Annotated in this window: 19 protein-coding genes; 12 read left to right on the top strand and 7 right to left on the bottom strand. The window is 44.5% G+C overall.

Annotation, left to right across the window (positions count from 1 at the left end; translation table 11 throughout):
• Nucleotides 1-48 precede the first annotated feature (48 nt).
• Together AAA952_RS15630 and AAA952_RS15625 are read right to left on the bottom strand one after the other, a co-directional pair.
• On the bottom strand, nt 49-1,170 hold the full coding sequence (locus tag AAA952_RS15630) for a beta-ketoacyl-ACP synthase III (RefSeq protein ID WP_105252150.1): 1,122 nt from the start codon (nt 1,168-1,170) through the stop codon (nt 49-51).
• Nucleotides 1,167-2,369, bottom strand: a complete 1,203-nt coding sequence (locus AAA952_RS15625; protein WP_338258345.1) for an RDD family protein — start codon at nt 2,367-2,369, stop codon at nt 1,167-1,169. Before AAA952_RS15625 ends, AAA952_RS15630 begins: the two co-directional genes overlap by 4 nt.
• Nucleotides 2,370-2,619: 250 nt before the next feature.
• On the opposite strand from AAA952_RS15625, the gene cysK reads away from it, so the two are divergent.
• From cysK to AAA952_RS15605, 4 genes are all read left to right on the top strand, one after another.
• Nucleotides 2,620-3,588, top strand: coding sequence for a cysteine synthase A (gene cysK, locus AAA952_RS15620; RefSeq protein WP_113940761.1), 969 nt, complete (start codon nt 2,620-2,622; stop codon nt 3,586-3,588).
• Nucleotides 3,589-3,790: 202 nt separating this feature from the next.
• Nucleotides 3,791-4,864 (top strand): methyltransferase, encoded by a 1,074-nt coding sequence (locus AAA952_RS15615; protein ID WP_263178556.1) that lies wholly within the window; start codon nt 3,791-3,793, stop codon nt 4,862-4,864.
• Nucleotides 4,865-5,017: 153 nt separating this feature from the next.
• Complete coding sequence (locus AAA952_RS15610; protein WP_168824158.1) at nt 5,018-6,016, top strand: TDT family transporter; 999 nt, start codon at nt 5,018-5,020, stop codon at nt 6,014-6,016.
• A 693-nt stretch (nt 6,017-6,709) separates the two neighbouring features.
• Complete coding sequence (locus tag AAA952_RS15605) at nt 6,710-9,424, top strand: TonB-dependent receptor plug domain-containing protein (RefSeq protein ID WP_113940758.1); 2,715 nt, start codon at nt 6,710-6,712, stop codon at nt 9,422-9,424.
• Between the two features lie 166 nt (nt 9,425-9,590).
• On the opposite strand, the gene focA is transcribed toward AAA952_RS15605, so the two are convergent.
• On the bottom strand, nt 9,591-10,586 hold the full coding sequence (gene focA, locus AAA952_RS15600; protein ID WP_263163338.1) for a formate transporter FocA: 996 nt from the start codon (nt 10,584-10,586) through the stop codon (nt 9,591-9,593).
• A 1,197-nt stretch (nt 10,587-11,783) separates the two neighbouring features.
• Here focA and pflB point away from each other — a divergent pair.
• Together pflB and pflA are read left to right on the top strand one after the other, a co-directional pair.
• Nucleotides 11,784-14,066 carry a formate C-acetyltransferase gene (gene pflB / locus AAA952_RS15595; RefSeq protein WP_028760972.1) on the top strand — a complete coding sequence of 761 codons (2,283 nt, stop codon included), beginning with the start codon at nt 11,784-11,786 and terminating at the stop codon, nt 14,064-14,066.
• A 63-nt stretch (nt 14,067-14,129) separates the two neighbouring features.
• The gene (gene pflA / locus AAA952_RS15590) at nt 14,130-14,870 is read left to right on the top strand and encodes a pyruvate formate lyase 1-activating protein (protein ID WP_105252135.1); all 741 of its coding nucleotides are present in this window, start codon (nt 14,130-14,132) and stop codon (nt 14,868-14,870) included.
• 44 nt (nt 14,871-14,914) lie between these two features.
• Here pflA and yfbV read toward each other — a convergent pair whose 3' ends face one another.
• Nucleotides 14,915-15,358 (bottom strand): terminus macrodomain insulation protein YfbV, encoded by a 444-nt coding sequence (yfbV, locus tag AAA952_RS15585; RefSeq protein WP_081729091.1) that lies wholly within the window; start codon nt 15,356-15,358, stop codon nt 14,915-14,917.
• Nucleotides 15,359-15,499: 141 nt separating this feature from the next.
• On the opposite strand from yfbV, the gene ackA reads away from it, so the two are divergent.
• The 3 genes from ackA (at nt 15,500) to AAA952_RS15570 (ending at nt 19,876) form a co-directional block, all read left to right on the top strand.
• Nucleotides 15,500-16,699: an acetate kinase gene (ackA, locus tag AAA952_RS15580; protein WP_105252134.1), complete on the top strand. Its 1,200-nt coding sequence runs from the start codon at nt 15,500-15,502 to the stop codon at nt 16,697-16,699.
• 111 nt (nt 16,700-16,810) lie between these two features.
• The gene (gene pta, locus AAA952_RS15575) at nt 16,811-18,964 is read left to right on the top strand and encodes a phosphate acetyltransferase (protein WP_028760976.1); all 2,154 of its coding nucleotides are present in this window, start codon (nt 16,811-16,813) and stop codon (nt 18,962-18,964) included.
• A gap of 477 nt (nt 18,965-19,441) precedes the next feature.
• Nucleotides 19,442-19,876, top strand: coding sequence for a hypothetical protein (locus AAA952_RS15570; RefSeq protein ID WP_028760977.1), 435 nt, complete (start codon nt 19,442-19,444; stop codon nt 19,874-19,876).
• 799 nt (nt 19,877-20,675) lie between these two features.
• Here the strand turns inward: AAA952_RS15570 and AAA952_RS15565 are convergent.
• Nucleotides 20,676-21,593, bottom strand: coding sequence for a class I SAM-dependent methyltransferase (locus AAA952_RS15565; RefSeq protein WP_198572813.1), 918 nt, complete (start codon nt 21,591-21,593; stop codon nt 20,676-20,678).
• Nucleotides 21,594-21,599: 6 nt separating this feature from the next.
• Entirely contained in the window at nt 21,600-22,709 is a 1,110-nt protein-coding gene (locus AAA952_RS15560; protein WP_219234382.1) for an AI-2E family transporter, read from the bottom strand.
• 98 nt (nt 22,710-22,807) lie between these two features.
• On the opposite strand from AAA952_RS15560, the gene folX reads away from it, so the two are divergent.
• The 3 genes from folX to gltS all read left to right on the top strand — a co-directional run bounded on the left by folX (nt 22,808) and on the right by gltS (nt 25,907).
• Nucleotides 22,808-23,170 (top strand): dihydroneopterin triphosphate 2'-epimerase, encoded by a 363-nt coding sequence (gene folX / locus AAA952_RS15555; protein WP_006082167.1) that lies wholly within the window; start codon nt 22,808-22,810, stop codon nt 23,168-23,170.
• Nucleotides 23,171-23,257: 87 nt separating this feature from the next.
• Nucleotides 23,258-24,151 carry a TIGR01777 family oxidoreductase gene (locus AAA952_RS15550; protein WP_338258331.1) on the top strand — a complete coding sequence of 298 codons (894 nt, stop codon included), beginning with the start codon at nt 23,258-23,260 and terminating at the stop codon, nt 24,149-24,151.
• A 532-nt stretch (nt 24,152-24,683) separates the two neighbouring features.
• A complete protein-coding gene (gltS, locus tag AAA952_RS15545) occupies nt 24,684-25,907 on the top strand; it encodes a sodium/glutamate symporter (RefSeq protein WP_168824169.1) in 1,224 nt (407 codons plus the stop codon).
• A gap of 75 nt (nt 25,908-25,982) precedes the next feature.
• On the opposite strand, the gene lepB is transcribed toward gltS, so the two are convergent.
• Nucleotides 25,983-26,645 (bottom strand): signal peptidase I, encoded by a 663-nt coding sequence (gene lepB, locus AAA952_RS15540; protein ID WP_263175587.1) that lies wholly within the window; start codon nt 26,643-26,645, stop codon nt 25,983-25,985.
• Nucleotides 26,646-26,723: the final 78 nt, after the last annotated feature.

Raw genomic sequence — 26,723 nt, 5'->3', positions numbered from 1 at the left:
AGCCCACATCTTCCTCGATGTGGGCTTTTTATTATGACGGTGAGAATCTTAGACCTTCTGCAGAATAACACTACCAATAGAATATCCTGCGCCAAACGAACTCAATAAACCTAAATCGCCAGTCTTAAAGTCACCGGAAAACTTGTGAAATGCAATCACAGAACCCGCAGAAGCCGTATTGGCGTACTCATCTAACACCACGGGCGCTTGTTCCGCTGACACATCATCCCCAAGCAACTTTCTCACCACGAACTGATTCATGTTGATGTTCGCTTGATGTAACCACAAACGTTTGAAGGACTGTGGCGTTAACGCTTGTTCGGCCAGATGTTCATCCAAATGTTGGTAAATCATCGGCAACAGCTCTTTAAATACCTTGCGCCCTTGTTGGTGGAATAGCTTATCGGCTTGATGGGCCGCACTCGGATCGCAGCGGTTCAAGAAACCGAAATTACTGCGAATATTGTTCGAGTAATCGGTAAAACAGCGGCTTGAGATGATCTTAAACACATGGTCAGATTGAGCTAGGCTTTGCTCTTCCAGTACCAGAGCCGTCGCTACATCACCGAAGATAAAATGGCTGTCACGGTCGCGATAATTCACCTGTGCCGAGCAAATTTCAGGGTTGATCACTAGCACTCTTGAGGCAGAACCCGTAGCAATGGCATTAGCCGCGGCGACAATTGCAAACGTCGCCGATGAACACGCTACCTGCATGTCGTAACCATAACCCCGCGTACCCAGTGCACGTTGAATTTCAATCGCCATAGCAGGATACGCACGCTGAGTATAAGCACAGGCAACAATCACTAAGTCAATTTGTTCAGCCTTGAGATTGGCATTTTTAAGCGCCATCAATGCGGCTTCAAGGCCAATCTCAGCCTGCATAGATAATTCGTCACTGCTGCGCTCAGGAATCAACGGCATCATGACTTCGGGATCCAGAATGCCCTCTTTCACCATCACATATCTGTGCTTGATGCCTGAGGCTTTTTCAATAAACTCGCTCGATGAATAGGACAAAGCCGCAACATGGCCTTGCTCAATTAAGCCTGCATTTTCAAGATTGAAAATATCCACATAAGCATTGAAGCTCTCAACTAAGGCTTCATTGGAAATACTGTGGGGCGGCGTAAATAGGCCACTCCCCGAAATGACGACCTGTTTCATAAATGCTCCAAACGGGTACTGGTTGTAAGGTGAGCAGAGGATGCATCATCACTCGTAAGCACAGGTGCTAACTCATTTTGCCCCTGCGCTTGTTGCTCTAATCGTTGCTTTTTATGCATTTGCACTAAGTCTATCACGACTGTTGAAGATATTTTATCTTGGATCCCCTGCCGATTGGCATCCCAAAATATTTGCATAAAGCCAAGTAAGCCTGTGGTAAAGCCTGCGGCATAGCCACCATAACGGCCAAACGCGGCCCATAAACTGATGTTGGCACCATCGAGCTGGATCACCCGAATGCCCAACATCTTCTTACCTAAGGTTTGACCATCAAATCGTGCAGTAAAGACGGTAAAGTAAAACGCTGCCCAACCAAAACCCAGCCCCATATCACTCAGAAAGCCTTTAACCCAAGCGACAACACTATGGCTTGTAGCTTCATCAACGGTTCTGAGGCGAGAATATTGCGAAGAGCTCACATTCACTGCATCAGCCACCGCGCTTTGCGGCTGTACATCCGGCGAAATAGCTTGAATAGGCTGAAGTGGCTCAGGCGGAGAATCTGTTGTCGCCAACTCAACAGGAAGCGTAATAACAGGCCATAGACTGCCATTAAGCACTTCCGCCTGTAACTTTTCACTGTCTACGGCAGGCAAACTACTGTTGGCTATGGTTTCTAGCACCATTTCACGTTGATCATTTTCTGCCATGCCCTTTGATACTGAAGCGCTTTTTATCGCTTCATGTAGGGATTGAACTTGAGTTTTACCACAAGCATAATTATTGCACTGGCTCAACGACATCAATGCTGGTAGTGACGTAATGATTTGTTCACCTAATGCCAATTGTTGCTCTACTCCCTCACTGCTTTTAACGTCTGTTCCATTAAAATCAAACAGATTATTGGCGGTTGTCAGCAACATAAAAACCAACATCAAGGCATAAAGTCCCCACTTGAGTAAACGACCAAACTTACGACTGCGCTTTTCAATCCAGATAATACTGACCACCAGCAAGACAAACATCCAATCCATCTGCTCAGCTAACACAGTGATTAGCAAACCATCAATCAGTATGGCTAACATCCGCTTCAACGGTGTCGCCAATGGGGTGTATAACACGGATGCTGCAATGGTAAATGCCTTTGGTGTTACCATCGTTTTTGGATCTTTACCCAGATCCATTTGTTGCTGCTTCATCTTTGCGCTTGTCCGATACGAGTGATAGGCTAGTTTTACGATTGAGACATCAAGAAGTTATCCCTGTTAATGCCACAATCTTTTTTATGTTAGCAAGAGGTTAACACAGTTAAACTGGCTGCCAATCAGGGTTTGCGAATAACAGCACACCCTTTAATAACCAAATCGAATAAAGAAGAACAAACAATCACTTCTAAAAGCGCCACAGCAGATTATGATTCAGTAGTGCCAACATAGGAGCAAGCAATCCATGAGCAAAATTTTCGAAGATAATTCATATACTATTGGTAATACACCGCTAGTACGTTTAAACCGTGTTAGCCAAGGTAAAGTGCTGGCCAAAGTCGAAGCCCGTAACCCAAGTTTCAGTGTTAAATGCCGTATCGGTGCCAATATGATTTGGGATGCCGAAAAGAAAGGTCTATTAACAAAAAATCACGAGCTGATTGAGCCGACATCAGGCAACACAGGTATTGCATTAGCGTATGTTGCCGCGGCCCGTGGCTATAAACTGACCCTGACCATGCCAAATACCATGAGTTTAGAGCGTCGTAAGCTACTCAAAGCCCTAGGCGCAACTCTCGTGCTGACTGAAGGCGCGAAAGGCATGAAAGGTGCGATTGATAAAGCGGAAGAAATTCGCCAATCGGCTCCTGAAAAATACATTTTATTGCAGCAGTTTAATAACCCTGCTAACCCAGAAATCCATGAAAAAACCACAGGTCCAGAAATCTGGAATGATACCGATGGTGAAGTGGATGTGTTTGTTGCCGGTGTAGGTACTGGCGGTACAATTACTGGTGTAAGCCGTTACTTGAAAAAAGTGGCCGGTAAAACCATCACCTCAGTTGCGGTTGAGCCAGCAGATTCTCCTGTTATAGCTCAAACCTTAGCGGGTTTACCTGTGCAACCAGGGCCGCATAAAATCCAAGGGATTGGTGCAGGCTTTATCCCTGGTAACTTAGATTTAGAATTGATTGACCGTGTTGAGGCTGTAACTAACGATGAAGCCATCGACATGGCCCGCCGCTTAATGCAAGAAGAAGGCATTTTAGTGGGTATTTCATCGGGTGCCGCCGTTGTCGCCGCCAACCGCATCGCTGAGTTGCCAGAGTTTGCAGGCAAAACCATTGTGGTGATTTTGCCATCGGCTGCCGAGCGTTACCTATCTTCAGTCTTGTTCCAAGGCCAATTCGGCGACGAAGAAAACGTTCAATAAACGACGTTTTATCGTCCTTAAAATACCCAGCTTTTGCTGGGTATTTTTATTTATGGCATTCCATTATTTAGATCTCGATTACAGAGCATAAACAAGTTACTGCTCAAGTTTGGATACAGCTCATAGTTCTTTGTATCTCAACTGGCTTTCACGGCTAACTTAGTTATAAAGAACGGACCCGCTCGCCAATTCATTCCTTTTTATGTCTTTTTACCGAACACCAAGTAATATCAGCGCCTTCAATGCGAAGTTTGAAGCTCAAAAAATTGCCTTTGGCCCCATCAGCTTTCAAGTCGCCCACTGCCTACTCAAATTCGATGTGCTAGCCCAAATAGATAACGCGGCCGAGCATGGGATCACTGCAGCCGAGTTAAGCCAATCCACCCCACTGAGTGAATATGCCTTGGGGGTATTGTTGGATATGGGACTCAGTATGGGTTTAGTTTGGCAAAATGAAAATGGCTATGTGCTCGACAAAACTGGGCACTTTTTACTGCATGACGACATGGCCGCCATCAACCTTAACTTTGTGCAGGATGTTTGCTATCAAGGCCTTTTTAACCTTGATACCGCGCTACTCGAAGGCAAGGCCGCAGGACTTAAGGTGTTCGGTGACTGGAATACCATCTACCCCGCCTTAAAAGATCTACCGCCCAAAGCGAAACAGAGCTGGTTTGCCTTCGATCATTACTATTCGGATCATGCCTTTCCACAGCTTCTGCCATTAGTGTTTGCCCATAAGCCAAGCCATTTAGTGGATATAGGCGGCAATACGGGCAAATGGGCACTGAGCTGCTGTGATTATGACGCAAACGTTGAAGTCACGATTATGGATTTCCCGGGGCAACTAGAGGTAGCCACACAAAATGCACTCGCACGAGGTTTTGCAGCGCGCGTGCATACCTTTGCCACCGATCTGCTGGACGACTCCCTACCCTTTGTCGAAGGCGCCGATACTTACTGGATGAGTCAATTTTTGGATTGCTTTTCAAAAAGCCAAATCCTGAGCATTTTACAACGCACGGCAAAGGCAATGACATCAAGCAGCCAACTCTTTATCGTCGAAACCTTTTGGGATAGACAGCCATCGGCCGCCTCCGCCTATTGCGTAAATGCCACTAGCCTCTATTTCAGCGCCATGGCCAATGGCAATAGCCGCATGTATCACTCTAAGGATTTATTGGCCCTGCTTCACCAAGCGGGACTGTATGTGGATGAAGACACAGACAATCTTGGCCTAGGACACACGCTACTGCGTTGTAAACTCAAACCTTAAGTTTAATAGCAACACCAAAGTAAACAAAGCTTATGCAATGAATAAAATTAATCAAATTTATTTATCATGGATGCCCGCAGTACACTAAATACATCAAAACAGCGCCCCAAAAAAAGCGATGTTAAGCATTGTCAGTATTGAGAGGTATTCAAAATGACTTCAAAACGCAAACGCTGGACATCCCACGCAGCTAAACTTCCCAGCCCTATGGCTGGGTTGGCATTGGCAATTGCCAGCTTAGGTTGGACATGGGAGAACATGACACCTTCACTTAATGGCGCAGGACAACTCACAGGCGCCATCATCGCCTCTGTGTTGCTGTTATTGCTCATGGGTAAATTCATGCTTCATCCTAATATTTTAAAGGACGAGCTAAGTCACCCTGTGATTGGTAGTGTAATCCCCACCTTCGCCATGGGCTTGATGGTGGTGTCTAAATCACTCGGCGATTATTTCCCCCATGCAGGCTTAACTCTGTGGCTAGTCGCCATTGGTATCCATGTGATCTTCCTAAGCGCGTTTATCTACTATCGCGCCATTGATTTTAAACTCGAGCACATGGTGCCAAGCTGGTTCGTACCACCCATTGGTATTATCGTCGCGGCGGTGTCTTTCCCTGTATCTGATTACCAATGGTTAGCAAACGCCATTTTGGTTTTTGGAATGTTAGCCTACTTAATCATGCTGCCTTTGATGCTCTATCGCCTCATCTTCTGTCAGGCGATACCTGATGCAGCTAAACCAACCATTGCCATTCTCGCGGCGCCCGCCAGTTTATCACTTGCAGGTTATCTGACCGTTTGCGAGCAGGCGTCGATCCCCTTAGTCGCCTTACTACTGAGCATCGCCATTCTGATGACCAGCATCATCTACTTGGCCTTCTTTCATCTGCTAAAACTGCCCTTTAGCCCAGGCTACGCAGCCTTTACTTTCCCTATGGTTATCGGTGCAACCGCCCTCTTTAAAACCGCAGCTTGGTTAACGCAGTTCAATAACATGGGTGAGTTAGCGATATGGATAAAATACTTAGCAGAATTCGAACTGGTAATCGCCACCTTAGTGGTTGCCTATGTCGCCCTACGTTATTTAGGACACTACTTTCCACTGCAATTTAACGTGGTAGAGCACAAATCAGTTCTAAATAGCAAATAAACAGAACAGCTTTTTGTAAAAATAATTAACCATACAAATGAATTGTTCACTCAAAAAACTAAACAATAAACCGAAAGCGAAGTGAATAGATATTCACTTCGCTTTTATATTTAAACAGTCAAAATTAAATAATCAGAAATAGCATTTGATTAGTTTTTATTCTTTACAACATTTCATTCCATAATTTTACTTCTAGTTTACTGACGCGGTGTAAAAACATCACCATACAAAATTAAACCGCATGAAAACCCTTATTGATAACACTCCTCAATCATCCAATCTAAAATATATGGAATGACAAACCATATCGTTATTAATTTTTACTTTTTCACATAAAATAGTTTCAAACTATTATTGAAAACAACAAAATTAAAACACAATAAAACAAAACATTAGCAACAATAAAAAAACACAAAGAACCAATAATAAAAACAAAAAGCCAAATAAAAAACAAAACCCTCAGATTAAAACCTTATCTGCCACCGATTACACACACACCCTACTTATATCTGCATTTTAAAAAGAGAGTAAATAACAAATTTTAAACAAAACTCCAGCATAACCAATGTTGCACTTGTTATTTTCTTGTGGTTATATCCTGAACTCAATTAAATGAGAGCTTAATTCTTTACATAAGTAACCATTTAAGAAAAATAAAAAATAAACATACAACATGTGTTAAGGGAGAATAAAATGCGTGCAAATTCTACATTAGCCAAAGCCGTTCGCTTTGCATTAATAAGCGGAGCAGCTACTGCCGCGTTAACCACTTCGATAGTATATGCAGCTGAAGATGGTGCCAAAGTTGAACGTATTGAAGTAACAGGTTCACGTATTAAGCGTACCGATATGGAAACCGCAACCCCAGTTACAGTACTAAGTGCTGATGATATGGCAAAACAAGGTTTTACTAACGTACAAGATGCATTGCAGAGCCTGACTTCAACAACAGGAGCAATGACAACTCAATCAGTACATGGTTTTACACCAGCTGCGTCATCAATCAGTTTACGTAATGCGGGTGCAAGCAGAACGCTAACATTGATTAACGGTAAACGTCTCAACCAATATCCTAAACCAGCAGGTGGTACAGACAACTTTGTTGATACCGCAAACTTACCAATGGAAGCTGTTGCTCGTATTGAGATATTACAATCTGGTGGTTCAGCAATTTATGGTGCAGATGCTGTTGGTGGCGTAGTAAACATTATTTTAAAAAGAGATTTTGATGGCGTCGCATTAAAATATCGACATGGTGATACTACTGAAGGCGGTGGTGGAAGCGATCGAATTGCGCTATCTCTGGGTTCATCTTCCGAACGTGGTAACGTCTCAACCTTCATCGAATTTACTGATACTGAGCGTTTGAATGCAACTGATAGAGCTGTTTTTGGATTAGATACAGACAAAGTACCTTATAGTAAATATTCACAATACAGCTCATATGGGGCTGGCATTACAGGTAAAAAACCTGCTGGTGGAACGACACCAAAAGGCCAACGTGTCCTCACTGCGAGTGAATGCGAAGCGGGCGGTTTTCTTTGGACAGGTAGCGCATGTGGCTTTGATCGCTCAAAGTGGCGCGATCTATCACCAGAAAGCACCCGTTTTATCAGTTCAACGAACTTTAACTATGAACTTGCAGATAATTTGAACTTTGTAGGACGTCTTGATTTTGCAGAAGCAAAATCAACAACACGTATCGAACCTATGGGTATCGATAACTACACAGTCAATGTTGCAGGAGACAAAGTAACTTTAGGCGTTGATTTAGATGATTCACTGACAAAAACATTCGACAAGAATACAGGTCTTGGTGGAGATTTTAAAAATGCCGAAAATGGTGACTACAACTATATTCGTCGTTTGCACGAATTCGGCAACCGCGCAGGAGAAACAAGTACCCGTAACTATTTCTTCACCGCGGGCTTGGAAGGCGTGATCGCTGATGATTATAGTTGGGATACATCCGTAAATTACGGCCGTACTAATGTGGATGTATTCAATAGTGGCTTTGCGACTGTGGGTGGATTATTTAATTATCTAGCTCAAGGTACTGACGGTAAATCACTGCTTGCGCCTATCAGCACAAATGATGTCAGCGGTATAGCGTACACTCCGTTTGAAAAAGCTCAATCAACTCAAAAAAATATTCAAGCAAATATCACAGGTCCAGCATTTGAACTGCCAGCAGGTTCAGCAGACTTTGCTTTTGGGGCGGAATATACCACTCAAGACTACTCATCAGAATCTGACTCAGAATCTGTTAAAGGCAATATTCTAAGCCGTGGTGGTTCATCAGGTGCTGGTGAGCGTTCATACTGGGCAACCTATATGGAATTAAAGCTTCCAGTTCTTGAGGACTTAACACTTGATGCGGCTTTACGTTATGACCGATATGATGATTTCGGTGGAAATTTGTCGCCGCAATTAACCGTAGAGTATCGTCCACTTGATGAATTATTAGTTCGTGGCTCTATCAGTAAAGTGTTCCGTGCACCAGATATGCATCGCGTATATGGAGATGCAACTAAAGCATATAGCAATATCATTGATTTTAAACAGTGCCAAGCTCTAGGTGGAACTCCATCTCAGAAAAATCCAGATCCAACACTGAACAAAATCTGTAATGAACTCAATATTGATATCACTACTGGTGCTAACAAAGATCTTAGCGCTGAAACAGGCTATACGGCCAACATAGGTGCTGTATATGGTGGCGATAGCTTAAATGCTTCACTCGATATTTGGGAGTGGAAACTGGATGACATGGTAAGTGACATCTCTGCAAGCAAAGCTGCTCGTGAATATGAAACTTATGCAAACATGATCACCCGTGACGCATTAGGTACTATTACTCACATTAATACCGTCGCACAAAACCTTGCTTATCAGAAAGTTCGTGGTATTGACTTAACCACTGGTTACGGATGGGATGTCGCTGACTTTGGTGAGTTAAAACTAAACTTTAATGGTACTTATATTCTTCTTTCTGAAGGACAAACAGATCCTACAGCAGCAATTGATGATGACATCGATGATGGTGGTTTACCGCAATATAAAGCCAATATCATTTTAGGTTGGTATATAAACGATTTTGAAACAACTTTAGGTGCTTACCACACAGCAAGAATGCATGGTGTTGGATATAAATCGTTTAAAAAAGCTGCATTAGATAAAGGTTTGGCATTCGATGAAAGTGCAAACGAAATTGCATCACAAACGAAGTGGAACTTAACATCGGCTTATAACATCACAGACGCAATTAAAGTGACTGGCGGTGTAATGAACTTATTTAATGCTGGACCAAACTTTGATCCAACAGATACAGCCTGGCCACACTATAACCGCTCATCATATGATGCGCGTGGTCGTGAATGGTTTATCGAAGGCGAAGTTAAATTCTAATCTCGCATTTATTAGTTCGAACCTAATCAAAAAACGGCATCTTCGGATGCCGTTTTTATTTACTTCATTATTTACTTCATTATTTACATATCATAGTAAACCGACATAAAAAAGTGCCCAGCTACCTGCTGGGCACTTTCACTTCAGACTGATAATTAAAGACGTTTTAAGAATGTTTAGTCAGCTTAATCTCACTCTGATGCTGAGTTTTTTCAGTATGTGAATGTGGTGCAGAAAAGTGTTCATGATGAGCTTTGTGTGATTCAGCCAAGGTGACTTTACCCTGCTCTATCCACCAATAACCTAAACCAACAATCACACCGCCACCGACAATATTGCCTAAGGTTACAGGTATTAAATTATTGAATATAAAGTTTGCCACGGTTAAATCGGCAAATTGTGCTTGAGTAACCCCTAAAGACACGAAGAACTCTGGGCTGGCGATTGATTGGATCATCATGCCCATAGGCACCATAAACAGGTTAGCGATACTGTGTTCAAAGCCACTACTGACGAACATAGCCACAGGTAAAATTAACAGTAACGATTTCGTCAGCACATCACGGCTGGCAAAGGTCATCCACACACCTAAACACACCAACATGTTACATAAAATGCCTAAACTAAAAGCTTGGACCCAAGTATGGTGCAGTTTGTGCTGTGCCACTTTAAGTGCATTTAATCCCCAATTACCACCATCGAGCTCATACATACCTGCGGCAGTGATCAAGCAAACCATCAACATGGCTCCGACAAAATTGCCGGCATACACGCGGCACCAACATTTGAGTAATTCAGCGCCAGTGACCTGTTTTTGTGCCCATGCAACAGTACTGAGCACAGAACTGGTGAACAGTTCTCCACCGCAAACAACCACTAAAATTAAACCTAAACTAAAGGCTATTCCGCCAACGAAACGAACTAAACCCCAAGACGCATCGCCTGCGCCAGTGGTTACGGTTAAATAAAAAACAAAGGCTAAAGCGATAAATGCGCCAGCAAACACGGCTAAGCCAAAGGACTGCCAAGGTGCTTTAACCACTTTGCTTGTCCCGTAAATTTCAGCCTGATTGTAACAACTAAAATGAGCTGAAACCTGTGGCGCTTCATGTGCGCTGTTTGTCACAGTTGGAACTGATGACGATGGATTTGGGCTTTTCATTGCATAACTCCAACTTCAGATAAACAAACTTGAACGCGTAGCATAGGTATCTCCAGCAGCGCCATTGCGCAGATAATACGAATCAAAACCGAGATAATGATTTGCTTAAATGATGATTCACTAAAGTCTCGCTTTGTATCATACAACGCGCTTATGCTGTGAAGCAGATATTGCTAAAGCGTGATGCTATTCACACCCAAAATGTGAAAACTTTGAAGCCAAAAACACAAAAGGTTAATTGGTCTTACCATGGTGACACAATTTTCATCGCGAGAATGTGGCTTAATTAAGATGGTATACGATGCAAATCCTGCACGTTTCCATCTCATATTTAGTGAACTAACGCTTAAATTAATGCCCTATAGATTCAAGTTAACCTCAGCAATGACACATTAAATGACCAAGAGCTTGACGCGTGTCTCTCGGTATTCATTAAATTGAACCGATACTTTAGCATTTACAGTTTAGTCCAACAGCAAGTAACAAGTTGCCTGCATCATAACAAACTACTGTATTTAGCCACTCTTTAACCCTTCCTGAATGATTTAAGCATTGCATGCTTTATTTGATGGCGTTATGACATGCCGTCTCCTAAATCGACACTAAGTTAGCAAATAAAAATAAATTAATACAAATAGCTAGCATCAAACTTATTTTTAATATCATAACCACTGTGACAGCTCCCATTATCGAGCCGTGACTCCCACCAATCAAAATCAGCCTATACGAGGATAGATTTATCCTTGCTAAAGGTGGACAGTAAATGGGAACAATATAGGCAGGCTGATTTAAGAGATAATGGGGTTCAGATGTCACACCAACTTAAAAAGCGTGCCGTATTCCCTATTGTGGTAAAAAAATGCTACCTAGCTAGCAAATTTGGGATTAACAGAGCATAAACCAAGCCGTTTAAGATGCGATAGCGACAGACCTATGTTAATATACTTATGGACAATTGGTCTTACCAATTATAAAGATTTATCAGTAGCCGATAATCAAAGTAAGCGAATATTTGTCATCTTATCGGATATCAATAGACAGACTTTTGGAGTGACGAGCGCTTCAAAATCCAGTTCCCATCATAGGGCGTCATCATGAAGGGAGCTTTATTTCAGGAATTAGCTATTGGCTTATACTCAGCATTGCTTAACGCTGATCGCCAATAACCTTTTATCTCAACCAGAAGGTATTAGTACGATGACCGACAAAACTGAACTGTTTGCCAACGCATGGGAAGGCTTTACTCCTGGCGATTGGAAATCTGAAGTCAATGTACGTGACTTTATCCAACAAAACTACGCGCCTTTTGAAGGCGACGAGTCCTTCCTCGCCGGTGCCACCGAAGCGACCACAAAATTGTGGGATAAAGTCATGGAAGGCATCAAACAGGAAAACCGTACCCACGCGCCTGTTGATTTCGACACTAAGATGGTTTCAACCATCACTTCCCACGACGCTGGCTATATCAACAAAGAATTAGAAACTATCGTTGGCTTACAAACAGACGCGCCGCTAAAACGCGCTATGTTGCCTAACGGTGGTATTCGTATGGTGGAAAGCTCATGCGCCGCCTACGATCGTGTACTGGATGAAGATGTTAAATACGTTTATTCAGAACTGCGTAAAACCCATAACCAAGGTGTGTTCGATGTTTACACCCCCGAAATTATGGCCTGTCGTAAATCAGGTATTTTAACGGGCTTACCCGATGCTTATGGCCGTGGCCGTATCATTGGTGACTATCGCCGTGTGGCACTTTACGGTATCGATTACCTGATGAAAGATAAGTTTGCCCAATTTAGCTCACTGCAAGCGCAGTTCGAAGCGGGTGAAGAGTTATCTAACGTTATCCAATTACGTGAAGAAATTGCCGAGCAACACCGTGCATTAGGCCAAATGAAGAAAATGGCTGCCAAGTATGGCTTCGATATTTCTCGTCCAGCGACTAATGCACAAGAAGCGATCCAATGGACTTACTTCGGCTATTTAGCTGCAGTGAAGAGCCAAAACGGCGCTGCCATGTCATTAGGTCGTACCTCTTCATTCCTCGACATCTATATTGAACGTGATCTGAAAAATGGCACCTTAACTGAGCAACAAGCTCAGGAAATGGTTGACCATTTCGTGATGAAATTGCGTATGGTGCGTTTCCTACGTACCCCTGAATACGACGAATTGTTCTCAGGCGACCCAATTTGGGCGACGGAGTCAATCGGCGGTATGGGCTTAGATGGCCGTACGTTAGTGACAAAATCAAGCTTCCGTTTCTTGAACACCCTTTACACTATGGGTCCAAGTCCAGAGCCAAACATCACGGTATTATGGTCAGATAAACTGCCAATCGGTTTCAAAAAATATTGCGCCAAAGTGTCTATCGACACTAGCTCAATCCAATACGAAAACGATGACTTAATGCGTCCTGATTTCCAATCAGACGACTATGCAATCGCCTGTTGTGTGAGCCCTATGGTTGTGGGTAAACACATGCAGTTCTTCGGTGCTCGCGCTAACTTAGCGAAAACCATGCTGTATGCGATTAACGGCGGCGTAGACGAAAAACTGAAAATCCAGATTGCCCCTAAAGCAGACATGATCACAGACGAAGTGCTCAACTTTGATGATGTGATGAATCGCTTAGACGGTTTAATGGATTGGTTGGCGACTCAATATGTCACTGCACTGAACTCAATCCACTACATGCACGATAAGTACTCTTACGAAGCCGCGCTTATGGCGCTGCACGACAGAGACGTACGTCGCACTATGGCTTGTGGTATTGCGGGTTTATCTATCGCAGCCGACTCACTGTCTGCCATCAAATACGCCACCGTAAAACCAGTGCGTGATGAAAACGGCATAGCAGTTGATTTCGATATCAGCGGTGACTATCCAAAATTTGGTAACAACGACCCACGTGTAGATGATATCGCCTGTGACTTAGTTGAACGTTTTATGGCGAAAATTCGCGACCGTAAAATGTATCGCAATGCGATCCCAACGCAGTCAATTCTGACCATCACCTCAAACGTGGTTTATGGTAAGAAAACCGGTAACACACCCGATGGTCGTCGTTCAGGTGCGCCATTTGCACCGGGTGCAAACCCTATGCATGGCCGTGATGAAAAAGGCGCAATCGCTTCTTTAACCTCAGTGGCAAAACTCCCATTTGCCCACGCTCAAGATGGTATCTCTTATACCTTCTCAATCGTGCCAAATGCGCTGGGTAAAGATGATGATGCTCGCCGTACCAACTTAGCAGCATTGATGGACGGATACTTCGACCACAATGACAAAAAAGAAGGTGGCCAACACTTGAACGTCAACGTGATGAACCGCGAGATGCTCGAAGATGCCGTTAAGCATCCAGACAAGTATCCACAGCTGACCATCCGTGTTTCTGGCTATGCAGTGCGCTTCAATTCACTGACGCCAGAGCAGCAACAAGATGTGATCACGCGTACATTCACAAAAGGTCTGTAAGCTAAATTAGTCAAGGCTGTAGTACACTGTGCTACAGCCTCACTTATTTTAACAGGAGTCACAATGGCAGTTATCGGTCGGATCCACTCGGTGGAATCCTTTGGCACAGTAGATGGTCCCGGCATACGGTTTATCACCTTTATGCAGGGCTGTTTAATGCGCTGCCAATATTGCCACAACCGTGACACTTGGGATCTTGATGGTGGAAAAGAAGTTCTGGTCGATGAGTTAATGAGTCAAATCATCAGCTATCGGCCTTTTCTCGATGCCAGCAATGGTGGTGTTACGGCCAGTGGTGGTGAAGCCATTTTACAGGCCGAATTTGTCGCCGAATTATTCACGGCTTGTCAGCAAGAAGGTATTCATACCTGTTTAGATACCAATGGTTTTGTACGTAAGTACACGCCAGTGATTGATGAGTTGCTCGACCACACTGACTTGGTCCTGCTCGACATCAAGCACATGGACGATGAAAAACATATTGAGTTAACTAAAGTCAGCAACCATAGAACATTACAGTTTGCGCAGTATTTGGCAGAGCGTAATCAAGCGACGTGGATACGTTATGTAGTAGTGGGCGGATTTACCGACGATGAAGCATCGGCATTACAACTGGCCGAGTTTATCAAGCCCATGAAAAACATTGAAAAGGTAGAGTTACTACCCTATCACGAATTAGGTAAACATAAGTGGGAAGCCATGGGCGAAAGCTATCAACTCGATGGAATATCCCCCCCGAGTCGAGAAACCATGGAAAAGATCAAAGCGGTATTTGTCCAGCAAGGGATTAACGCGATTTATTAATCCACAGTAACAAAAGAGCCAAAAGGGATAACCGCGGCAACGGCCTAAAGTTCTTCCCAATAACTGGCATCTAGACGCTCAAAGGCTATTTTTAAAATCAGTGCCATATCGAGGTAACAGGCCTTAGCGCCTAACGTGTGGCAATTGATACCCATGGATGACAACTTCGCACTCAACTGGTTAATCCAGTCGAACAGCGTTAACGGTAATGGATGGCGAGCTCGCCAGCCTAACCACAGCAGCCCCTGTAACGGTAAGCTGATGAAAAATAAACCGAGAGTGACAGCTTGGGGCAGAAATGCCCAACCATGAATATACAGCTGGCTCATGCTCACAAAAATCGCCAGCACTGGCATCACCAGTATGGCGAGCTGAGTCGCTCGGACGACCCGATACTCAGGAAAATAAAAACCCAGTTGTCTAACCATAGGCCAAGTCTTCATATACTGATGACCATCACCTAAGGTTTTGAGGATCTTAATGCTCAATCTTAGACACCAACTACAATGGAATACTGCTCTTACCATAGCACAATCTGGCGAATCGCCCCAAGACTGATATGGTAAAAACACCGCAGTTCCTCATTATTTTGAATCGTTATATTAAACACAATGGCAAAGGGTTTACACATGTCAAATAAACTGGTTTTAGTTCTCAATTGCGGTAGCTCTTCTCTCAAATTTGCCGTCATTGACGCGCAAACAGGTGACGACCAAATTTCTGGCTTAGCCGAATGTTTTGGTTTAGAAGACTCTCGCATTAAATGGAAAATCAACGGCGAAAAACATGAAGCAGCCTTAGGTGCATTTACGGCTCACCGTGAAGCAGTTGAATACATTGTTAATAAAATTCTTGCGGAACAACCTGAATTAGCAGCAAAAATTCAGGCCGTTGGCCATCGTATCGTTCACGGTGGTGAGAAATTCACTCGCTCAGTGATCATCGATGAGAGCGTGATCAAAGGTATCGAAGACTGTGCTTCATTAGCCCCACTGCACAATCCTGCTCACCTTATCGGCATCCGCGCGGCAATGGCCTCTTTCCCTAAATTGCCACAGGTTGCTGTATTTGATACCGCTTTCCACCAAAGCATGCCAGACAGAGCTTATGTCTACGCCCTGCCTTACAAGTTATACCGTGAACACGGTATCCGTCGTTATGGCATGCATGGCACGAGTCATTTATTCGTTAGCCGTGAAGCGGCAAAAATGCTCAACAAGCCAATTGAAGAAACGAATGTAATCTGTGCTCACTTAGGCAACGGCGCGTCAGTCACCGCCATCAAAGGCGGCAAAAGTGTCGACACTTCTATGGGGTTAACCCCATTAGAAGGTTTAGTGATGGGCACTCGTTGTGGCGATATTGACCCTTCAATCATCTACCACTTAGTTCATCAACTGGGTTACACCTTAGAAGAAGTGAATAACCTGATGAACAAGCAAAGTGGTCTGCTGGGTATTTCCGAGCTGACCAACGATTGCCGTGGCATCGAAGAAGGTTACGCCGAGGGCCATAAAGGCGCGACCTTAGCCTTAGAAATCTTCTGCTACCGCTTAGCCAAGTACATCGCCTCTTACACTGTGCCACTGGGCCGTTTAGATGCAGTCGTCTTCACCGGTGGTATTGGTGAAAACTCAGATTTAATCCGTGAAAAAGTGCTCAACATGCTGGAAATATTCAATTTCCATGTCGATAGTGAGCGCAACAAAGCGGCGCGTTTCGGTAAGAAAGGTATCATCACCCAAGATAAAGGCACGATTGCCATGGTGATCCCAACGAACGAAGAATGGGTTATCGCCGAAGATTCCATTAAACTTATCAACAAATAAAAAGGCCGAAGCCGTTTGCTCACCCAAACGGCTTTATACCTTACGTAGCCGTACTCACAAGCAAATTTGCAGAAACTATTCTGCCAAAAACCATCGAAACTAGAGGTTTTTATGTCTCGTAATATTATGTTAATCCCCATAGGTACTGGAGTCGGCCTGACCTCCTTAAGCCTTGGGATGGTGCGCGCACTGGAGCGCCACGGGGTTAAGGTTCAGTTCTTTAAGCCTATTTCTCAGCTTCGTCCAAACGATAATGGCCCAGAACGCTCAACCACTATTCTGAGCAAATCGCCAACAGTAAATCCCTTAGAGCCCTTCGACATGGCCCATGCCGAAGCCTTAATTCGCGCCGACCAAATCGACGTCTTAATGGAGCAAATCATCGCCCGTGCGGCCGATTGCGCTAGCAACACAGAGACCTTAATTGTCGAAGGTTTAGTGCCAACACGTAATCATCCCTTCGCCGATGATGTGAACTATGCCATCGCTAAAGCCATGGATGCCGACGTGATTTTTATTGCCACACCAGGCAGTGATACGGCTACAGGGCTAATGAATCGTCTCGAAATCGCCTATAACTCTTGGGGCGGAAAAAAGAACAAACGCCTGATTGGTGCTGTGATCAACAAGATTGGTGCCCCCGTTGACGACGAAGGTCGCGCGCGCCCTGACTTATCTGAAGTCTTTGATCACCAAGGTGTTCAACGCTCAGATGCGGCCAGCATGTTCCAACTGCCGGGTAAGAGCCCACTGCGCATTTTAGGCAGCGTGCCATACAACCTTGATCTTGTTGCACCTCGTGCGTCGGATTTAGCGAAACATTTAAGTGCACGCATTCTAAATGCTGGTGAAATGCATACCCGCCGCCTGCGTAAAGTAACCTTTTGTGCCCGCAGTATCCCGAACATGGTCACTCATATCAAGACTGACTCCTTGCTTGTAACCTCAGGTGATCGCTCAGATGTGATCGTATCAGCCTGTCTTGCGGCCATGAACGGCGTGAAAATTGGTGCCCTGTTATTAACTGGTAGCTACGAGCCAGAGCCAGAAATCCTTAAGCTGTGTGAACAGGCCTTTGAAACTGGTTTACCTGTGTTCTTGATCGACAGTAACACTTGGCAAACCTCGCTCAACATTCAACGTTTCGACCATGAAGTACCCGTTGATGACGCCGTCCGTATCGATCTGGTGCAGGATTATGTGGCCAGCCACATTGACCAAACGTGGATTGAAAGCGTGACTAAAAACTCGCCCCGTGAGCATCGCCTGTCACCACCAGCTTTCCGTTACAAACTCACGGAATTAGCGCGCGCCGCCCACAAGACTGTGGTGCTGCCAGAAGGTGATGAGCCGCGTACCATTAAAGCGGCGGCCATTTGTGCAGAACGCGGTATTGCTCGCTGTGTGCTTTTAGGTAAAAAAGATGAAATCCTGCGTATCGCCGCACAGCAAGATGTGGTGCTTGGCGAAGGCGTGATCATTATCGATCCAGAAGAAGTGCGCGATCGTTACGTAGAACCTATGTTGGAACTGCGTCGCAGCAAAGGCTTAACTGAAGTCGTTGCCCGTGAACAGTTAGAAGACAACATGGTGCTCGGCACTATGATGCTGGCGCAAAACGAAGTCGACGGTATCGTTTCTGGTGCGGTTAACACCACAGCCAATACCATTCGCCCACCACTGCAATTGATCAAAACGGCACCGGGCTCAAGCTTAGTTTCATCCATCTTCTTTATGCTGATGCCAGATCAAGTGCTTGTTTACGGTGACTGTGCGATTAACCCAGATCCCAATGCTGAGCAGTTAGCTGATATCGCCATCCAATCGGCAGAATCAGCAAAAGCCTTCGGTATCGAGCCAAGAGTGGCAATGATCAGCTACTCAACTGGCAACTCAGGTACAGGTTCTGATGTGGATAAAGTGCGTGAAGCAACCCGTATTGCCAAAGAAAAACGCCCAGATCTGATTATTGATGGTCCATTGCAATACGATGCGGCAGTCATGCCAAACGTTGCACGCTCTAAGGCACCTAATAGCCCTGTCGCTGGTCAAGCTACCGTTTTCGTGTTCCCAGACCTTAATACAGGCAACACGACTTACAAGGCCGTACAGCGAAGCGCCGATCTGATCAGTATTGGTCCTATGCTGCAAGGTATGCGCAAACCTGTGAACGACTTGTCTCGCGGCGCGTTAGTCGATGACATCGTCTACACTATCGCACTAACGGCAATTCAAGCCGCACAAAACGACGCAGCTAAAGGCTAACAGCATTAAATCTGCATAGCGTTACGCACAAAAAAGCACTGGTTATTACCGGTGCTTTTTTATGCTCAAATTTAGCGTAAACCATACCGTTGATCGCAAGAATCGCTTAATGGATAAGTCGAAATTACAAAAGATGAAGAAAAAACGAGAAATATCGAATTATGCAGTGTGAATAAGCTCGGCAAATTGCGAAAAATATCCACAAGTAGAAGTGGAACATAATGGAAAGCAGAAAAGCGTCACTTTTTAACCAGCAAATAAAGCAAGACAATATCAGTGACTTACAAAGTATCACTGAAGTCTTCAACATAGTTTTCCACAGTTTCTGTGGATAACCTTTTTATATGACTCCTAACTATATGCCACACACATGAGGTTTGAGTCAATGCTTTTCACAATAGACAGCGAATCACGACAAGACTTGTACATTACAGCTAAAATCGCGATACTCGGAACAAATTCCAATAACTAAAACTTATGCGAACTCTATTTTTTTTCTCCCTCCTGTTTCTCTTCGGTTGTGGCGATCCCTCAACGCAAGAGCAGCGCCAGTTATCACCGGAAGAAGTGAGCTTAGGCTTTTTTCAAGCGATTTATGTTGATCGTAATGTTGAACAAGCCAAGCAATACGTCGACGATCCCATTAAACAAGTGCTCACCCATTACCACATTGCCGCAGCCGTACAGCGTAATATGCTCGGCCTATCTATGACCAATGTTGAAATGGAAATTGATGATATCGATATCGACTTCTTCCGCAAATTTACCAAAGACGTCATTGTTGTGGTCAAAATGAAAGGTCTTAAAGGTGGTCAACCATGGATTGATGACAGGACCATACGCCTACACAAAATTGGGAGCCAATGGATTATCGTCGAACTTCTGCCTGAAAAGCGCAAAGTTAACGGTTAACCCCCTTTCTTGCCTGCTTTCACCGCGCATACCTTGTCATACAATCATTCTGCTTACTTTCTGCCAAAAAAATAGCAACCCTAAGGTTGCTATTTCAATGTGCTTGTTTTGTTACGTCCGACTCATAAGTACCGTCAGTTTAATCGTTATCGATTAAGCTTGGATCACTTCTTCTTCGCTTTCAGCAGGTAAAGACGTTAGTACATCGTCTTTCACTTGATAATAAGCATTTTCGTATTCATGAACTTCCATAACAACTCCTGCTTGATTGGGTAAGGTCGCAGAGGCTTGCCATTCTATGCTGACATTTTGCCTATGAGGAAAGGGATACATTCCGTGGGCGGGAGTATAACAAAGCAAAAGCCATAATTACAGAAAACTTTCAGTTTTGTATAGCCAAACATGGTATTTAAGGCTAGTTATCATTTAAATAGCTCACAATCAGTGATTCGACATGAAAGACTTTCACTTTCTACGAGGGTATTGAGGCCATGCTGACGCCATTTCATCATTCGCTTTATACACAAAAGCGATTAACAGAAATCGCTTACATAAAATGAATCTAGGGAATGCCATTAGATATTCAGGGCAGGCTTTATGGTGAAATTTCGCCCTCAAACACTTAGACCAACATCAAGTCAGTGAAGTGATTGAAACCTATGGGCGATCGCAGCTATCTGAGCGATTAAGCTACTGAATAATAAGTGCAGAGTAATAAGTGACTGTGTAATAAGCGACAGTGTAAAAAACTAAACACTCAACCTAAGCCGACAAAAAGGCCAGTTAAGCTAAATCAGGCCTAGGCTTGAGTCGATAAGCGGTAGCGAAGCACCTTAAGTGACTTCTCTTCCGACACATCCATAAAGGCTAGCGGATTGGCTAAGCGCTCTATGTATTCGAGTGCAGGTGCTGCTTCCGCTACCTGTTGACGCAGGAAAGTGGTATCGAGTTCAGGTGCATTTAGACACAGTAATACTTCGCCATTCTCGGCAAGCAACTCAGGTAAACGCCTAATTAAACGCACATAATCCTTAGTCGCAACAAAACTGCCCTTCTGATTGCTCGGTGGATCGGCAACAACAATGTCGTAGGGACCGAGCTTTTTCAGTTTGCCCCAAGATTTAAAAATATCATGGCCTAAAAAACGGGCTCCCGCGCTAAAGCCATTCAGCAAATGGTTCTGCTTACCTATGCCTAATGCGCCTTTGCTCATGTCCATATTCACAACTTCATCGGCCCCCCCTTGTAATGCCGCGACCGAGAAACCACAGGTATAAGCGAACAAATTAAGCACCTTTTTATAACGGGCGTTTGCTCTCACCCACTCGCGGCCATTGGCCATATCGAGGAAGAGTCCGTGGTTTTGTCCACGCATTAGGTGCACCTGAAACCGTGCGCCATTTTCGCTAACGATATGCGGCTCAGGCACTTCACCTTGCAATAATTGGGTAAACGTCTCCCCCGCACTACGGTATTGGTAGACTAAATTCAATTGGCTATCTGGCCGAATAGCTTGCCAGCGCGCTGCAATCGCCTGTTGGCAGAGGGTTAAATCCGTATCCTCCAAGGGAGTAAAGCTGGTCAGCAATAGTACGGGTGCAAACCAATCTAAACATAGGTGCTCACAACCCACGTAATGCCCACCGCGGCCGTGGAATAACCGCACCGCATCATCACCTAACTCAATTGTCGCTAGCGCTTGTATAAAACTTTGCATCTTCTATTACTTACTCTCAGTTGCACTTGTATTGGCTTCATCGCCATTGGGAATTGCATTTTCCGTGTTACTGGCCAAGAACTTATCTTCGATATCGTCCGATAATAAAATGGCTAACCAATTACCACTCTTACTCGATTCGAGGGCAATTTTAACCACCATAGTCAATGGCACTGACAGCAACATGCCCACAGAACCTAATAACCAGCCCCAGAAAATTAATGATAAAAACACCACTAAGGTCGATAACCCCAGACCGCGCCCCATAAATTTAGGCTCAATGATATTGCCCATCACCATGTTGGCACCCACGTACAAAAGTGCAGTCCCCCCCGCAGCCGCAGGGCCAAGCTGAATAAAGGCCAACAACACCGCTGGAATGGCGGCAATGATAGAACCAATATTGGGAATGTAATTAAACAGGAAAGCAATCACCGCCCATAACATGGCGTAATCCACGCCGATGAAGGTCAATCCCACACCGACGATGATCCCAGTAGCCAAACTCACTAAGGTCTTGATCACCATGTACTGATTCACAGATTGTAAAAAGCGGTCAATCTGCTTTAAGCGCATATCGGGATCGTCCAATGCCAGGTGCAATTTCTTTGGCAGCGACTGAGCTTCAAACAGCATAAAGACGATAGTGAGGATGATCAGAAATAAATTCGCCATCACATTGCCGACACCCGATAGCATATTCGTGGTCATAGACAAGGCCATACCTGGGTCAAAATAGGCTAATACCTGATCCTTCGAAATCTGAATATTTAATGCCTGTAATTTATGGATAATCCACGAAAACTGCTCCACCAGCTGATCGCGATATTGGGGCAATTGTTTAGAAAACTCATTGACAGAACTGCCAACGACTGAGGCTAACCATAGGCCCATCAACACAATAAAACCCATCAAGAGGATCACTGCCAGCCATTTAGGCACACGGAACTTTGTCATCAAACCGATTGCAGGATTACAAATCACCGCAAGAAAACTGGACAGCACAAACGGCACCACAATCGGGCTCGCCGCCTTAATCCCTGCCAAAATAATCACTACAAAGGCCATAACCGCAAAGCCACGATAAGCAGCAGAGGGCGCATTAGGTCGAGTCATTTATTAAAAATCCTTCTTGATCTTAGATAAAATTGTTAGGCTAACCCTTGAAACCACTTAACCTCAGCAACTTTAGCTTAAGATAGCCATTTGTCATTATGAAACCAGAAACCGCGATTATACGCATTAAAAACTTAAGACTTCGTACTTTTATTGGCATTAAAGAAGATGAAATTCAAAATCGCCAAGACGTGATCATTAATGTCGTGATCCATTATTGTGCCGAACGTGCCCGCAACAGTGACAATGTCGAGGATGCGCTCAATTACCGCACAATTACCAAAAAGATCATTGAACTGATTGAGAATAACCGTTTCTCATTACTCGAAAATCTCACCAGCCAAACGCTGGCCATCGCCAGTGAGCATCCTTGGGTTGAATTTGCCAGTGTCGAAATCGACAAACCCCATGCACTACGCTTTGCCGATTCAGTCTCGATGGAGTTATGTTATCAAAAATAATCTGGCTAAAAATACTCCGACTAAGTGATCGTTGCACACCGCATTTTGGTATATATCCGCAGAGCTTAACCAATTAAGAGAGGTTCCATGAATATACTGATCACCGGCGCAAGCGGCTTTATTGGTCGCCAATTAGTCGAACGACTGGCGCCATATCATCAACTGACGTTATTAACTCGCTCAGTGCAACAAACACAAAAAATGCTCGGCAATCAGCACCATTACCTCGAGAGTCTCGATGCGCTAAGCGACTTAAATCACATTGATGCCATCGTAAATCTTGCGGGTGAACCCATAGTCGCTAAACGTTGGAGTAAAAACCAGAAGCAGCGCATTTGTGATAGTCGCTGGAATATTACGGCAAGATTAACTCAGTTAATACAACAGAGTAGCACTCCTCCTCAGATCATGGTGAGTGGTTCGGCAGTAGGTTATTACGGGCGGCACGATGATAAATTACTCGATGAGTCTAGTGGCGCCCATGTTGAGTTTAGCCATGACATCTGTCGAAAATGGGAACAAGAGGCGCTAAATGCAACCTCAGAGCACACACGCGTCTGTATTATCCGTATTGGTATCGTGCTAGGCAAAGGTGGTGCCTTAGAGAAAATGTTACCGCCATTTAAACTCGGACTCGGTGGCCCAATTGGCCATGGACGCCAAGGTATGAGCTGGATCCATGTGCAGGATCTCATTTCCCTTATTGATTTTTTACTCACTCAACAACACTGTAAAGGCATATTTAATGCCACTGCACCCAATCCAGTGAGTAACGCTGTGTTTACCAAAGCGCTCGGAAAAGCACTTAATCGCCCAGCGTTAATCACGACCCCACCGCTTGCATTACGCTTAGCGATGGGCGAAATGTCGGAGCTGCTGACGGAAGGGCAATTTGTTTACCCCAAACGTGCCCTCGAAGCGGGTTTTCAGTTTCAATTCAGTGATCTTGATAACGCCTTAACAAACGTGTTAGCCAAATAGGCTAGCACGCTAGAGCCTAAACTCAGCTTAAATATGCTGATAAAATCAGTCGCTAATGCAGGCGGATCTTAGTACTCAAATCCGCTCAACAGCCAGGTATATTGTAACGTCAATCTTGCCATTATTTTAGCAACACTAGAAAAACAAGAATGTAACATCATGATTTATATTATGATTTAGCGACAATCCGTCCATTTTCTGCTAAACTCGCCTTCATTCGGTCATAGGAGGCACGCATTAATCGCCTCAGCCTTGACCACAGATAGACTCAGCAACACCTCATAAATAGACAGTTATTTATGCTCAGGAACAGGCTATTTAATCTGCTGTTCTTGGTCTGTAGACCATAAAACGATACACACTCGCGCCTACTCGTCCTTTAAATTTTTTATCGGATTGACACTGATCTGTCCTCGACATCAAGCGCTTAACATCCAGCATTAGCAGGTACTTAATAACAAGATGGGTTACTTCTCATTGGACATTGTGCCCAATGAAACGCCCGCACTAAGACAGTTTGTAAGGAATTTTCATGCACATGACCTATATGATTGGCGAGCTAGAATCATTTTTAATTGCCATTTTCGTGCTGTTTATCGGCCACTCTATCAATCGCCATGTACGTGTTTTCAGGCAATATAATATCCCCGAACCCATAGTGGGTGGCCTTGTTGTCGCCGCGGGAGTCACATTTCTTCACTTTCAAAATATCAGTCTCGACTTCAGCCTATCACTGCAAAATACCTTAATGCTGATGTTTTTTAGCACAATCGGCCTCTCGGCAAACTACAAACTATTGCTCAGCGGTGGTAAAAAAGTCTTCATCTTTTTAGGTGTGGCCTCAGTGTATATTGTGATTCAAAATGCCGTCGGCGTCAGTTTAGCCAGTCTATTGGGGCTCGATCCCATCATGGGACTTATCGCAGGATCAATTACCCTGTCGGGCGGGCATGGTACCGGCGTTGCTTGGTCACAAACCTTTGCTGAGCGCTACGGTATCAACACCTTAGAGTTTGCTATGGCTGCGGCAACCTTTGGTTTGATCATGGGTGGGATCATCGGTGGCCCCGTCGCGCAGCGATTAATCGGTAAGCATAATCTTGTTTCTCGCTATGGGGTTGGCCGCAAGCATCACAGTGAACATCCACATTTAGTCACTTATGATCACTTAGAAGAAGACCAAGTCACCGCCAAAACCATATTAGAAACTCTGTTTGTGCTGTTGTTGTGTGTTGCAGGATCAAAATGGCTCACGCTGTGGATCAGCCAATCGGGTATTGCATGGCTAAAGATGCCCGACTTTGTATATGCTCTTTTTCTTGGCGTGCTCATCGCTAATCTCACAGAACTCACCCGCGGTTACAAACCCCATACCGAAAGCATCGATGTGATAGGGACTGTCGCGCTGTCACTCTTCCTCTCAATGGCCTTAATGACTTTAAAGTTATGGGAAATTTTTGATTTAGCGATCCCGCTACTGGTGATATTACTGGTACAAACCGCAGTGTTGGCCATTTTTGCCTATTTCGTGACGTTCAAAGTCATGGGCAGTAATTACGATGCTGCGGTGATCACCGGTGGCCACTGCGGCTTTGGTATGGGGGCAACCCCAACAGCGGTAATGAATATGGGCGCGCTAGTCTCACGCACAGGGCCATCACCCCAAGCCTTTATGGTAGTACCTATCGTCGGTGCCTTCTTCATCGACATAGTTAACTTAATTGTCTTACAGGGCTATCTGAGCTTTATGAAGTAGTTGTTTATAACTCAATCACTTAAAAAATAGGGCGCCGACTTTGGCGCCCTATTTCATGGTTCAAAATAATTAAGACTAGAATTCACGCATTAAGCGTTCAGGCCGAGGCAGGTAATAATCATCATAATCAAGGGAGAAAACGACTGAACTTGAACGGCCAACAATCTCATCACGGGGCACGAAGCCAATAACCCGAGAGTCAGCGCTGTTATCACGATTATCACCCAGGGCTAAATAATGCGCATCCGGCACTGTGACAGGTCCAAAATTGGCAAGCCTTGAGGGTACAGGGTTAAGGCGAATACTATGGACCATACCGAGTAAATATTCCTGCATTTCTGTCACATCAGCGGGAGCATAAGCACTCAATGCTTGGGATGTGTAGCTGAGCAGTTCGCCGTTTAAATACAAGCGATTATCCTGCATCATCACAGTATCGCCTGGCACAGCTATTACCCGCTTAATCAGCTTTTTATCGGCCTTTTTCGAGTCAAATACCACAATATCGCCACGAGCAGGATCTGCCAGTTTAACTAATGCGATATGCGTAAATGGCACCCTAAGATCATAAGCCATCTTATTAACAAGAATGCGATCCCCCTCGACGATAGTCGGCAGCATAGAACCCGATGGCACAGTATTCCAATCTGCCACAGCGCTCCTGAACACTAACATTAAGCTGATAAACAGAAAAAAGGAGCGATTATCCTTAAGCAGTTTTGTTATTCCTTTGAACATAATATTCCCTCTATGGCATATATAAGCTAGTCGATGTCCTCAGTTAGATAGACCCATTGCGTTGCACTAAGTTCTGTT

Origin of the sequence: Shewanella sp. M-Br (assembly GCF_036245925.1) — a bacterium.
Classification (GTDB): domain Bacteria; phylum Pseudomonadota; class Gammaproteobacteria; order Enterobacterales; family Shewanellaceae; genus Shewanella; species Shewanella oncorhynchi.
The sequence above is the reverse complement of the archived record's forward strand: the minus strand, read 5'-3'. Positions and strand labels throughout refer to the sequence as shown.